The organism is Mesorhizobium sp. BR1-1-6, from assembly GCF_020165355.1.
In the GTDB taxonomy this organism is placed as follows: Bacteria; Pseudomonadota; Alphaproteobacteria; order Rhizobiales; family Rhizobiaceae; genus Mesorhizobium.
The window spans coordinates 17,480-30,004 of record NZ_JAIUHZ010000025.1; the positions used below are offsets into that span (position 1 = coordinate 17,480).

At 63.9% G+C, this 12,525-nt stretch carries 11 protein-coding genes; 4 read left to right on the forward strand and 7 right to left on the reverse strand.

Going from position 1 to position 12,525, the window contains the following annotated elements; translation table 11 throughout:
- Positions 1 to 159: 159 nt before the first annotated feature.
- Positions 160 to 1,023 (reverse strand): LysR substrate-binding domain-containing protein, encoded by an 864-nt coding sequence (locus tag LB545_RS28080; protein ID WP_224706157.1) that lies wholly within the window; start codon positions 1,021 to 1,023, stop codon positions 160 to 162.
- A 113-nt stretch (positions 1,024 to 1,136) separates the two neighbouring features.
- Between LB545_RS28080 and LB545_RS28085 the strand changes: the two genes are divergently transcribed.
- Positions 1,137 to 1,544 (forward strand): tautomerase family protein, encoded by a 408-nt coding sequence (locus LB545_RS28085; RefSeq protein ID WP_140650548.1) that lies wholly within the window; start codon positions 1,137 to 1,139, stop codon positions 1,542 to 1,544.
- 134 nt (positions 1,545 to 1,678) lie between these two features.
- On the forward strand, positions 1,679 to 3,901 hold the full coding sequence (locus LB545_RS28090) for an AMP-binding protein (RefSeq protein WP_140650545.1): 2,223 nt from the start codon (positions 1,679 to 1,681) through the stop codon (positions 3,899 to 3,901).
- A gap of 101 nt (positions 3,902 to 4,002) precedes the next feature.
- Here LB545_RS28090 and LB545_RS28095 read toward each other — a convergent pair whose 3' ends face one another.
- The 3 genes from LB545_RS28095 to LB545_RS28105 all read right to left on the reverse strand — a co-directional run bounded on the left by LB545_RS28095 (position 4,003) and on the right by LB545_RS28105 (position 6,885).
- The gene (locus tag LB545_RS28095; protein WP_140562458.1) at positions 4,003 to 4,821 is read right to left on the reverse strand and encodes a CDP-alcohol phosphatidyltransferase family protein; all 819 of its coding nucleotides are present in this window, start codon (positions 4,819 to 4,821) and stop codon (positions 4,003 to 4,005) included.
- Positions 4,822 to 4,824: 3 nt separating this feature from the next.
- Positions 4,825 to 5,523 carry a phosphatidylserine decarboxylase gene (locus tag LB545_RS28100; protein WP_140520667.1) on the reverse strand — a complete coding sequence of 233 codons (699 nt, stop codon included), beginning with the start codon at positions 5,521 to 5,523 and terminating at the stop codon, positions 4,825 to 4,827.
- A gap of 90 nt (positions 5,524 to 5,613) precedes the next feature.
- Positions 5,614 to 6,885 (reverse strand): DUF4375 domain-containing protein, encoded by a 1,272-nt coding sequence (locus LB545_RS28105; RefSeq protein WP_140517831.1) that lies wholly within the window; start codon positions 6,883 to 6,885, stop codon positions 5,614 to 5,616.
- Positions 6,886 to 7,117: 232 nt separating this feature from the next.
- Here LB545_RS28105 and LB545_RS28110 point away from each other — a divergent pair, with 232 nt between their 5' ends.
- On the forward strand, positions 7,118 to 7,999 hold the full coding sequence (locus LB545_RS28110; RefSeq protein WP_224617567.1) for an SMP-30/gluconolactonase/LRE family protein: 882 nt from the start codon (positions 7,118 to 7,120) through the stop codon (positions 7,997 to 7,999).
- Between the two features lie 31 nt (positions 8,000 to 8,030).
- Here the strand turns inward: LB545_RS28110 and LB545_RS28115 are convergent, their stop codons facing one another.
- The 3 genes from LB545_RS28115 to LB545_RS28125 form a co-directional block, all read right to left on the reverse strand.
- Positions 8,031 to 9,914: an ABCB family ABC transporter ATP-binding protein/permease gene (locus tag LB545_RS28115; RefSeq protein WP_140494512.1), complete on the reverse strand. Its 1,884-nt coding sequence runs from the start codon at positions 9,912 to 9,914 to the stop codon at positions 8,031 to 8,033.
- A gap of 25 nt (positions 9,915 to 9,939) precedes the next feature.
- Positions 9,940 to 10,287 carry an ArsR/SmtB family transcription factor gene (locus LB545_RS28120; protein WP_140494514.1) on the reverse strand — a complete coding sequence of 116 codons (348 nt, stop codon included), beginning with the start codon at positions 10,285 to 10,287 and terminating at the stop codon, positions 9,940 to 9,942.
- Positions 10,288 to 10,408: 121 nt separating this feature from the next.
- Complete coding sequence (locus LB545_RS28125; protein ID WP_140517828.1) at positions 10,409 to 11,776, reverse strand: LysM peptidoglycan-binding domain-containing protein; 1,368 nt, start codon at positions 11,774 to 11,776, stop codon at positions 10,409 to 10,411.
- 128 nt (positions 11,777 to 11,904) lie between these two features.
- Here LB545_RS28125 and LB545_RS28130 point away from each other — a divergent pair, with 128 nt between their 5' ends.
- Positions 11,905 to 12,516 (forward strand): TIGR00730 family Rossman fold protein, encoded by a 612-nt coding sequence (locus LB545_RS28130; protein WP_140517827.1) that lies wholly within the window; start codon positions 11,905 to 11,907, stop codon positions 12,514 to 12,516.
- Positions 12,517 to 12,525: the final 9 nt, after the last annotated feature.

A 12,525-nucleotide genomic window follows, 5' to 3' on the forward strand; every position in this document is an offset into this window, starting at 1 on the left:
CAAAAAAATTTGCGCAGTCACGGAACCATCATCCCGTTCAGGCATTGTTGAGCTGACGGACCACCCCCCGAGTCCCCCCAAACCCCTCGGTCCGTCCTACTCCAAGCCGACCGCAAGGTCGGCTTTTTCTTTGGCCCCGCGCGGGACGACGGGCGGCTGTCAGCCAAAAAGTCCTGGCACAGCCAGGCCGGTGCCGAGCAGTGCGGCCAGATCCCGCGCCGGGTTCTCGGCATCGGCGCGCAGCCGGATGGCGAATTCGGCAACGGGCACGGGCGGCAGGTCGAACGTGCGCGGTGCTTCGACGATGCCGGAATGGGCAAAGCGCGCGGTGCGCAGCGTCAGCGCGATGCCGGCCTTGACCGCCGTGCGCAGGCCGGCCAAGCTCGCGCTGCTGGCCGCGATGCGATAGCGCCGGCCGGCCGCATCGAGCGCCGAGATAGCCGCTTCGCGGAAGCCGCAATGCGGATCGAGCAGTGCAAGCGGCAACTCGTCCTGTCGCGCTGCCAGTCCTTTTTGCGAACAGAGCCACATCATCGGCTCGCGCAGCATGCCGATTTCGTCCGGCGTCGCAGCTTGCCGCATAACGATCGCCAGATCCAGGCTACCGCCCTGAAGGGCTTGCGCCAGCTCGGCGGAGCGGCCGACGCGCAGCTCGATCCTGACACGCGGATGGCTTTCGGCGAAAGCACGCAGCAGATCGGGCAAGCCGCTGTCGGCGAAATCCTGCGTCGTACCGATCGCGATGCGTCCATCGGCCCTTGCGCCCTTCAGGCCGAGCCAGGCTTCACGATGCGCTGCAAGGATACGCCGGGCATGGCCGACAAGCTCCTCACCGGTCGGCGTCAGGCTGCGGCCCCTGCCCTGCGGTGCCAGCAGCGGTTCGCCGACAGCCTCTTCCAGACGCTGCATCTGCGCCGTCACAGCCGACGGTGAACGGCCGACGATAGAGGCCGCCTGCGCCAGCGAGCCGCCGTCGGCGAAGGCGAGGAATGTCCTCAAGAGGTCGGGATCGAGCGTTTTCATAATTCGATATTATCGAAGTATTCTCTGAAAACAATTCGATTTTCATGTTTCCTGGTTGGTGACAGGGTTGCGTCATCGGCTGACAGAGGCCGCCAGAACCAAGGAGAAGGACAATGCCCATCATCAACGTCAGCGTCACCGGGAAGCCCGACGCGACGCTGTCCGCCAGGATCGCCAAGGAGGCGACCGAACTCACCGCCACGCACCTTCGCAAGGATCCGACCATAACGGCGGTTGCCGTCTCTTATCTCGATCCGCAGCACTGGTTCGCCGGCGGCACGTCGCTGGCCGAGCATGGGACCAATACGTTCTGGCTCGACATCAAGGTGGTCGACGGCACCAACACCAAACTCGAGCTGGAAGCCTATCTCAAGGCGATCTTCGCCGCCTTTGGGCGCCTGCTCGGGTCCGTGCACGAAGAAAGCTACGCCTTTGTCCACGAAGTGCCGGCCGCCGCCTACGGTTATGGCGGCAAAACGCAGGAATTCCGCTTCATCAGCGGGAGACTGAAGACGGCGTGAAGGATGCCGCTTTTGCCCCTCGCTTCGTGAGAGGCGCAGGAGGCCTTCCTCATTGACCTTGCCCGCACATCGTCTAGGTTCTTGCCGAAGCGGCCGCAGAGCCGAGGTGCAAGGAACGTTGGGAGAGACGCGGCATGATCCTGACACTGGCGCTGCTTGCGGGTCTGGTCGTGGCCTGGCTGCTGATCGGGGTGATGGAAAAGTTCCGCCTCGGCCTGCGCTTTACCCAGGCGCTGCTCTACGTGCCGTTCAAGCTCGCCTACCGGATCAGCGACAGCCGCATCGCAATCGCGCGCGATGCGGCGGCGCCAGTCATCTATGTCATCTCACATCAGTCGCACTTCGAACCGGCGCTGATGCTGTCGCTGCTGCCTGACGACACGCTGCACATCCTCGACGGAGCCTCGGCCAGGGCACCATGGCTGGAGCCGTGGCGCGAGCTTGGCCGCACCATCGCCTTCAACGCCGAACACGTCTTCGTCAGCCGCAGGCTGGTGCGCGTGCTGAAGGGCAAGGGCCGGCTTGCCGTCTACCTGCCGGACGCGGTCGAGCCCGACGTCAAGTCGTTCCGGCTGTTTCGCGCTGTCACCCGCATCGCCATGCAGGCCGATGCCCGCATCGTGCCGATCTTCGTCGGCGGCGCCCGCGACCTTCCGGTCTCGTTGACGCCGGCCAGCATCGTGCCCCGGCGCTGGTTCCCGCGCCTGTCGATCAGCGCATTGGAACCAATGACCATCGCCGAGCTGGTGGCGCGCATTCGCGAGCAGGCCTCGAACACCAACGCGCTGTTCGACCGCTTCGCCGAGGCGCGCTTCGCAGCCGCCGATCTCGATCGCGGCCTGTTCCTGGCCATGCGTGATGCCGCAACCAGGGTCGGCGCATCCCATCCGATCATCGAGGACGTCGTCTCGGGCGCGCTCAGCTATCGAAAACTGTTCATCGGCGCGCGCGTGCTGGGCAGGCGTTTCGAGGCGGTGACGGCGCCCGGCGAAGCGGTCGGCCTGCTCCTGCCCAACGCCAATGGCGTGGTGCTGTCCCTGGTCGGGCTGCTCTCGGCCGGGCGGGTGGCCGCGATGATCAACTACACCGCTGGTCCGGCCAGCGTCACCGCCGCCATCCGCACGGCGGTGATCCGCACGGTCGTCTCCTCCCGCGCCTTCATCGAGAAGGCCGACCTCGGCGATATCGTGACGGCGGTCGAAAAGGGCGGCGCGAAATTTCTCTGGCTGGAGGATACACGCGCAAGCGTGACGGCGCTGGAAAAGCTTACCGCCGCCTTGCTGTGGCGCTGGCCGCTGCAGCGCCAGGACGCAGCCAAACCCGCGGTCATCCTGTTCACCTCCGGTTCGGAAGGCACGCCGAAGGCGGTGGTGCTGTCGCACAAGAACCTTTACGCCAACGCCATGCAGGCGGAAGCCCGTATCACCATCTCGCCGGCCGATATCCTGCTCAACGTATTGCCTGTGTTCCACTCCTTCGGGCTGACGGGCGGCACCATCCTGCCGCTGGTTACAGGCGTAAAGCTGTTCCTTTACCCTTCGCCTCTCCACTACAAGATCATCCCCGAGATCGCCCGTAAGGTGAAGCCGACGGTCATGTTCGGCACCGACACTTTCCTCGCCAATTACGCGCGCACCGCCAAGGACGGCGATTTTTCCAGCCTGCGCTTCGTCGTCGCCGGCGCCGAAGCGGTGAAGCCGGAAACCCGCCGCACCTATCGCGAGCGTTTCCAGGCCGAGATCATCGAAGGCTTTGGGCTGACCGAGGCCGCGCCCGTGGTTGCCGTCAACACCGCCATCCATAGCCGCGACGGCACCGTCGGGCGGCTGCTGCCGGCCATCCGCATGAAGCTCGAACCCGTCGACGGCATCGATGGCGCCGGCCGTCTGTGGCTCGACGGCCCGAATATGATGATGGGCTACATGACCGCCGACCGACCGGGCGAATTGCAGCGGCTCGAGGGCTGGCACGACACCGGCGACATCGTCTCGGTCGACCGCGAGGGCTTCATCACCATTCGCGGCCGGGCCAAGCGTTTCGCCAAGATCGCCGGCGAGATGGTGTCGCTGGGTGCGGTCGAGATGCTGGTGCAGTCGCTGTGGCCGGAAGAGCGCCATGCCGCCGTGGCGGTGCCCGACAAACGGCGCGGCGAGCGCATCGTGCTGGTGACCACCGCCGACGATGCGAGTGCCGAGGAACTGCGCCAATTCGGCAAGAAGGCCGGGGCGGCCGAACTGATGGTGCCCAACGACATCGTCAAGGTGGAAGAGATCCCGGCGCTGGGCTCGGGCAAGACCGACTACGTGTCGGCCCGCAGACTGGCCATCGATCGTCTGGGGCTGAGTGCGGCGGCGTAGGCGAACGGCCTGAAGGGTCGTCTCGCCTAAATCGCAGGGCCCGGGCGCAAAGCGCTGGCCTTCAATGCACCCTCTGTCGCCTTCAAAGAGGGATAACAGCGTTATCCTATATCCGAAGGCGGCACCTGCTCGCCTTCCAGCCTGGCGCGCTTCGAATAGGCACGCACGCTGAACGGCAGGAAGAGGAGATAACCGGCGACGGAGGCCGTCAGCGTGTACCAGGGATAGGTCATCAAGAGCAGGATATAGAGCACGACCCCCAGGATGACGGGCAATACCTTGTCACCCGGCACCTTGATGCTCTTACCCGAATAGACCGGCAAACGGCTGACCAGCAGGAAGGCGACCAGTACGGTGAAGCCGGTGGCGATGAAGGCGGCCGGGCGGCCGGGCTCCAGCCCAAGCCGCAGGAAATACAGATAAAGCGGCAGCATCACCAGCACGGCGCCCGCCGGCGCCGGTACCCCAACGAAATATTCGGTCTGCCATGCCGGCCGCTCGGCCTTTTCCTCGTCAAGAACATTGAAGCGGGCGAGCCGCATGCCGCAGGCGATGGTGAACAAAAGGGCGGCAATCCAGCCCGGCGATCCCGCGCGGTCGAGCAGGAAAGCGTAAAGCACCAGCGCGGGCGCGACGCCGAAATTGACGATGTCGGCCAGCGAATCCATCTGCGCGCCGAATTTCGACGTCGCCTTCAGCATTCGCGCCAACCGGCCGTCTATGCCGTCGAGGAACGCGGCGAGCAGCACCATGACCACCGCGGGCTCGAAGCGGTTCTCGAAAGCGAAGCGGATGCCGGACAAGCCGGCACAGATGGCGAGCACCGTAACCAGATTGGGCAGCACCATGCGCATCGGGATTTCGCGGATGCGCGGGCCGCCGCTGGCATGCGCCTCGAATTTCTTGAACGGCGCGCCCACCGGTCAGGAGATCCGCACGAGAGGCGTGGCGGCGATACCGCCGAATTCCGCCAGCACCGTTTCGCCGGCGACCGCCGTCTGGCCGACGGCCACGCGTGGTGTCGCCGCCTCCGGCAGGAAGACGTCGACGCGCGAGCCGAAGCGGATCAGGCCGAAACGCTCGCCGATGGCGATCGAGCCGCCGGTCTCGGCCCAGCAGACGATGCGCCGCGCCACGAGGCCAGCGATCTGCACTGCCGCGACGGTGCCGTTGGGGCTGTCGATGACCAGCCCGTTGCGCTCGTTCTCGGTGCTTGCCTTGTCGAGTTCGGCATTGAGGAATTTCCCCGGCCGATGCTCGATACGGGAAATCTTGCCGCGCACCGGGGCGCGGTTCACGTGGCAGGAAAAGACGTTCATGAACACCGATATGCGGGTCATTTCGGCATTGCCGAGGCCAAGCTCGCGCGGCGGCACGGCCGGGCCGACCGCCGAGATGACGCCATCGGCGGGGCTCACCACCAGACTGTCATCGACCGGCGTCACCCGCTCGGGATCGCGGAAGAAATAGGCGCACCAGGCGGTGAGGATGAGCCCGATCCAAAACAGGATCGAGGAGAAATAGCCGAGGAAAAGCGTGCCCGCGCCGAAGGCGGCGATGAACGGATAGCCCTCGCGATGGATCGGTACGAACGCGTTCTTGACCGTATCGACAAGGCTCATGGGATGGGGCAGTCCCTGTTTCAGGTTCGGCCTCAATAACCGAAACACCCTCTGCCCGCAACGCGACAATGGGGAAGGAGGGTGGACGAGCTAGCCCGCAGCAGCGGAACGATCAAAGTGCTCGGCGAGTTCCGGGATTGTAGCGTCGGCAAGCTTTTCGTTATCTTTGCCACGCAAGAGCACACTACCATTCCACGAAGACAGCAAGAGGAAGGCCCGGTCAGACGCCAACACCACCCAGTTCACGACCACGCCTTCCGCCGTTTGCACGATTGAGTTCGCTGAAACGATGGCGTCCGTCGGGTCGAATCCGGCTTTGCGCAGTAGAAGGTCGACAGCAGCCGGGGCATGATACTGCTCAGCCAATTCGACAACCATTTTGATTTCCGAGCCTTCAGCGTGGCCAAGTCGGTTGCCTACTCGCGGAGCGATGGCTCCCAAAGAATTCTCACCCGGGCGTATGACCGGTGGGTCTTCCGCCGCGATGTATTCGTAGATATCGGCGTGCGTCTCAGTTGCAACGCATAGCCGAGGCTCCTTCGCACTGGTACGCAGTTGGAAAACCATCTGCATCTCACCCCCGACATCCAGCATTCTTGCCATGCCAAAGCCCAATCTGACCTCAGGCGGAGACACCTTGGCGCAGGCGAGACCGGCCCCAACGTCGCGCCAGCCGATCATCTGGCGCACCAGCTTGCTAATCGAACGATGAAGAAGCCTGGCTTCGCGTTGCGGGTTGGCCATCACCAGACCGTGTATAACATCGCTGTAGTCGTCATCTTCGACAATCTGTAGATCAGGCCACGAGACGATCCAGCGCGCCAAGAAACCCTGCATCGGTGCAGCCTCATCTGCGTGGTAGAACTCACCGTCAAGCGCATCCAGAAAATCGTCGCAACCACCCTCGAAGCCCGTTTGTTCGGCCGCCTCATCGGGATGCTCGGCAATCCAGGAGGACATCTTTTCCAAAGTCGCCAATTGGCCGCTCGCACCGCTAGCAGCGAGTCCAACTCGGGCGTTCGTAATCATGGCGTTGGTTTCCTCTGCGCCATTGTAGATGAATTGACTGTGCCCGCCATTCTTCACCTCAGCCGAGTACGAGTTTGCGTGGGAAACCTGCATCGCCCTCGGGCTGATCTCCGGATATCGGTAGAGCCCTTCATAAGTCATGGTATGGATGAAAATCTCAACGGCGAAGACGAGTTCCGAGGGGCTATCGATTGCCTTTTCTACTGTTGAACGGCGCACAAAAACCGGCAGCGGCAGCCTGACCTGTGGCCACCTGGCAGCATTCGGCGCGAGTTTTTCAGACGTTTTTTTAGACTTGCGAAAGAAAAATCCGAACATCGAAAATGCTTTCATAGACCGCAAAGCAACCGCGGCTGGTTGTTCCCGAGGTGACAATATCACCTGCTTTTAGATTTGAAAGAGACCCAGGTATGTGCAGATTTGGCGGGATCACCATCGCGTATTAGCCTTTCAGAATTGTCGGCCGCAATGTCGGCAAGCCATACGCTCGCCCGTCCTTGGCAGGACAGTGCCTCGCGACGCCTTCGGAAGGGTGACGTGGGTCACGCAGCCAAGGAGCCAGCCAATGTCATCCGTTGCCGAGAACGCCAAGATTATCACCATGGGCCTCGCTTTCGGGGAATCGCCGCGTTGGCATGAGGGACGCCTGTGGCTCTGCAACTGGGGTACCGGAGAGATCGTCGCCGTGAGCGAAGACGGCAAGAGCAGGGTGATGCTCACCATGCCAGCGGTCCTGCCCTACTCCATCGACTGGCTGCCGGATGGCAGGTTGCTCGTGATTTCAGGCCGCGAAGGCCTGCTGCTAAGGCAGGAGGTGGATGGCAGGCTCGTCACCCATGCCGATCTGCGCGACCTTTCGAAAAGCCCCTGGAACGAGATCGTCGTCGATGGGCGCGGCAATATCTATGTCAATGGCGGCGGCCCGGCGCCGGCACCCGGCCAGCATTTCGGCCCGGGCACGATCGTGCTGATCACGCCGGACGGGACGGCCAGGCAAGTGGCTGGGAATATCGCGTTTGCCAATGGCATGGCTGTGACCCCGGACAACAGGACGCTGATCATTGCCGAATCCCACTCCAACCGGCTGACCGCCTTCGACATAGCCGCCGACGGCACTCTGGCTAATCGGCGGGTGTGGGCCGATGTCGACGGCTATCCCGATGGCATCTGCCTAGATGCCGAAGGGACGGTCTGGTACGCGGATGTTCCCAACAAGCGCTGTGCGCAGGTACGCGAAGGCGGTGAGCTGCTGCAGACCGTGACCGCCGATCGCGGCTGCTTCGCCTGCATGCTGGGCGGTGTCGACGGCAGGACGCTGTTCATCACCGCAGCCGAGTGGCGCGGCTTCGACCACATGTCGAGCGACGCCCGCACTGGTCAGGTGCTGGGCGTCGCTGTTTCCTCGCCTGGCGCGGGATGGCCGTCTTACATTTCGGGCACACGCTGATTGGCGAAAGCGACGGAGATAGCCAACGCCGCTACGACAGCTCCGACGTGCGCCTGCGCACCACCACACCCAGTTCGTCGCTTTCGCGGGCGATGCGCAGACGCTCCTCGGCTTCGGTCGCCTCGCGCTGGCGGTCCCACATCGAGGCGTAAAGCCCGTGCTTGCGCATCAGATCGGCATGTGTACCGCGTTCGGCGATCTGGCCGTCCTTGAGCACGATGATTTCGTCGGCCGTGATCACCGTCGACAGCCGGTGGGCGATGACGATGGTGGTGCGGCCCCGGCTGACCAGGTCGAGCGCGGCCTGGATTTCCTGTTCGGTATGGCTGTCCAGCGCCGAAGTCGCCTCATCGAGCATCAGGATTGGCGGCGCCTTGAGGATGGTGCGGGCAATCGCCACGCGCTGCTTCTCGCCGCCGGAAAGCTTCAGCCCGCGCTCGCCGACCATCGAGCGGTAACCCTCGGGCAGCCGCTCGATGAAGGGGCCGATCTGGGCGAGTTCGGCCGCCTTGCGCACCTCCTCCTCGCTGGCGCCGATGCGGCCGTAGCGGATGTTGTAGGCGATGGTGTCGTTGAACAGCACGGTGTCCTGAGGCACCATGCCGATCGCCGCGCGCAGGCTCTCCTGCGTCACCTCCCTGACATCCTGGCCGTCGATCAGCACCTGGCCCGACTGGATGTCGTAGAAGCGGAACAGCAGCCGCGAGATGGTCGACTTGCCCGCGCCCGAAGGACCGACGATGGCGACGGTCTTGCCGGCCGGCACCTCGAAGCTGATGCCTTTCAGGATCTTGCGGTTCGGGTCGTAGGAGAAATGCACGTCACGGAATTCGACCTTGCCGGCCTCGATCGCGAGCGGCCTGGCATCAGATTTGTCGACGATCTCCTGCGGCACGTCGAGCAGGTCGAACATCTGCTCGATATCGGTGAGGCCCTGGCGAATCTCGCGGTAGATGAAGCCGATGAAATTGAGCGGCACCGAGAGCTGCATCAGCATGGCGTTGATGAAGACGAAATCACCGACGGTCTGCGTGCCACGTTGCACTTCGAGCGCGGACATGCACATCACGATGACCGTGCCCAGCCCATAGATGACGCCCTGGCCGAAATTCAGCCAGCCGAGCGACGTCCAGATTCTCGTCGCCGACATCTCGTAGCGCGCCATGGAGCGGTCGAAGCGCTCGGCCTCCATGGCCTCGTTGTTGAAATATTTGACCGTCTCGAAATTGAGCAGAGAGTCGATCGCCTTGGTGTTGGCGTCGGTGTCGCTGTCGTTCATGTCGCGGCGGATCGAAATGCGCCAGTCGCTGGCGCGAACCGTGAACCAGACATAGAGCCAGACGGTGACCGCCACCACGGCTACGTATTTCCAGCCATAGGTGTAGGCGAAGATGCCCGTGGTCAGCGCGAATTCGAGGATGGTCGGCGCCGTGTTGAGCATGATGAAGCGCACGATCGTCTCGATGCCCTTGGTGCCGCGCTCGATGATGCGCGACAAGCCGCCGGTGCGCCGTTCGAGATGGAAGCGCAGGGACAACTGGTGCATGTGGACGAAGGTGCGGAAGGCAAGCTGGCGCACCGCGTACTGGCCGACGCGGGCAAACAGCGCGTCGCGCAACTGGTTGAAGCCGAGTTGCACGAGCCGCACCACATTGTAGGCGACAACCAACATGACCGGGGCGAGCAGGAAGGCGGGCAGCGGCGGCGTCGATCTGCCGTCACCGGCCAAGGCGTCGGTCGCCCATTTGAAGAAATAGGGTCCCGCGACCAATGTCAGCTTGGCAACCACCAGCAGAATTGTCGCCCAGGTGACGCGCGCCCGCAGATCGGCACGATCCGCCGGCCACATATAGGGCCAGAGGTTAAGCAGCGTCTTGAAGGTCGGGGAATCGGCGGAGACGGTTTTTTCGGCCACTTTTCTTGCCTTTTGGGTGAGAGGGTCAGCGGCTGGTCGAGCAGGAAACGACGAGCGCGCTCAGCGAAGCCGACACGCCGGCAAGCGCGGCTTGGTCCACCTCGTAGCGCGAGCGCTGGCGGTCAGGCGCGAAGCGCACCAGCCCCGCCTCGACCAGGATCTTCAGATGCTGCGAGACGGTCGACTGGGCGAGATCGAGATGGTCGACAACGTCCCGACAGCAGCAGAAACCGCTGGCGGACAGGCGTTTCAGGATCTCGATGCGCGCAGGGTGCGAGAGCGCGGCGAAGCGGGCCGCGATGGAGTGGCTGTCGGTGGTGCAAGAGGTTGGCGCGCTCGTCGCGCGGTCCGGTTCAGGCAGGGATTCGGTCATCGTTCATCGGCGATAGACGATGAACGATGACGAGGCAAGCTGGCCGGATGGGGAGATTGCAGGCGGAGGGCTGCGAAGGATCGGCTTCGGAACGGCTTGCAGCCGCCCCGCTGACGCTTGCCTACTCCGTCTTCGCCGAATGCGTCGTCATCTGGTCACCCATCGCCTTGAGGTCGGCGGCCTCGCCTTCCTTCGACCGTGGCGGGACCTTGAACACCTGTCCCGGCCAGATGCGGTCGGGATTGCGGATCTGGTCCTGGTTGGCGAGATAGATGGTCGAGTAGCGCATGCCATAGCCGTAAACGCGCCGCGAAATCCGCCACAGCGTGTCGTGACGGCGGATGATCACGGCGCCGTTGGCATGTTCGAGCTTAGGTGAAACAGTCTCGGCCACATCGGAAGGCGGCGTGGCCACTGCATCGGCCGGAGCCGGTTCCGCCGGGTTGGCGGGCGCTTCAGCGGCAGCCGACGGTTCGGCAGACTTTGCATCGGCCGCCTTGGATCCAGCAGGCGCCACGGCGGCGACCGCCTCGCCCGGTTCGCGCTCGAACGGTACGGCGGCGCGGGCCACCACCTTCACCCCGTCGGCATCGAGGCCATCGACACGGATGGTGTAACTGCCGACCGGTACGTCGCGCCTCGCCTCAACCAGGAAATGGCCATTCGGCGATGTCTGCGCTTCGCCAAGCAGGATGTCGTTGGCATAGGCGCGCACCTTGCGGCCCGGGTCGGCGAGGCCGGCGACAAAAATCTTGCTGCCGTCAATCTCGACCGCTTCGACGACGATCTTGGGTTCGGCCACGGATGGCGCGGGCGGCGTTGTCGGCGCCGCAGGAGCAGGCGTTGCTTCGATGGCGGCGGACGCGCCTGGCGCCGGAGCCGCGGCTGCAGGCGCTTCCGGTGTTGTCTGCGGCTGGGGCACGGTCAGCAGTTCGGCCGGCTTGCCCGGTTCCTCGACCATGGCCAGCACCTGACCGCTCGCATTGGCGGGAATGGAGACGACGGCCGTCTGGGCCGAAGCGGTCACCACATCGCCGGCGGTGGAGCGCAAGGCAATCGTATAGTCACCGGGCTTCAGCGGATCATCGAGCACGATGACGAAGGCGCCATCGGGACCAGCGACCGTCGAGCCGATCACGGTCGAACCGTTGAGGATCTCGACCTTTGAATTGGGCGCCGCATTGCCGGCGACGACGATCGAACCATCGCCTTCAACGCGCACCACGTCGAAGGTCGGGGCGATCGGACCCGCGACGGCAGGCGCGGTTGCCTCAGAGGTGGGAGCGGACGGTGCCGCAGCCTGCGGCAGCCGCGCTTCCGTGCCCGGATTGGCCGGCTTCGGCGCCACAGGCGGAGCCTGCGCCGCGACGTCCGCCGGCGGCGTGCGATTGAAATATGGGTCGAGCGCGCCCGACACATAGGCGGTTCCCGCGACCGCAACGGTCCCACCCGCCGCGAACAGAAACGCCTTCAACGGATTGATCGCCATCTACTTCCCTGCCCCTTAGCCACCTAACGCCGGTCTAGCCTGTTTTACCATCACCGACAAGAAAAAGCCCGGACTTCTCGGCCCTTAGGGCTTGACCGCGCTTTCAGACCCAATCACCAATCATCGGCATGAATACGATTCGATCCGTCTGCGTGTATTGCGGCTCGTCTCCGGGCCGTGATGAAACCTATGTCAAGGCTGGTCACCTGCTCGGGCGATCGCTTGCGCGCTCCGGCCTCAGGCTGATCTATGGCGGCGGCACCAAAGGCATCATGGGCGCCGTCGCTGAAGGCGCGCTCAAGGCCGGCGGCAAGGTCACCGGCATCATTCCCCGCTTCCTGATCAACAGGGAAGCAACCGAAACCGCGCTAGACCGGCTCGACGAGCTCGTGATCACCGAAAACATGCACGAGCGCAAACATAAGATGTTCGAGAAATCCGACGCCTTTGTGGCGCTGCCGGGCGGCATCGGCACAGTCGAGGAGATCGTCGAGGTCATGACCTGGGCGCAACTTGGCCATCACCGCAAGCCGATCGTCTTCGGCAATGTCGGCGGATTCTGGGATCCGATGCTGGCGCTTATCGACCATATGGCAACCGAAGGCTTCATTCACACCGCACAGCGGGTCAAGCCGCTGGTCGTCAATGACCCCGAGGCAATCGTCGCCGCCATCATGGTGGCAGGCTCCTCGGTCGATGCGCCGACGGAGGGCGTGCAGTCGGTGATAGACAAGATGTAAGGCTGTAGC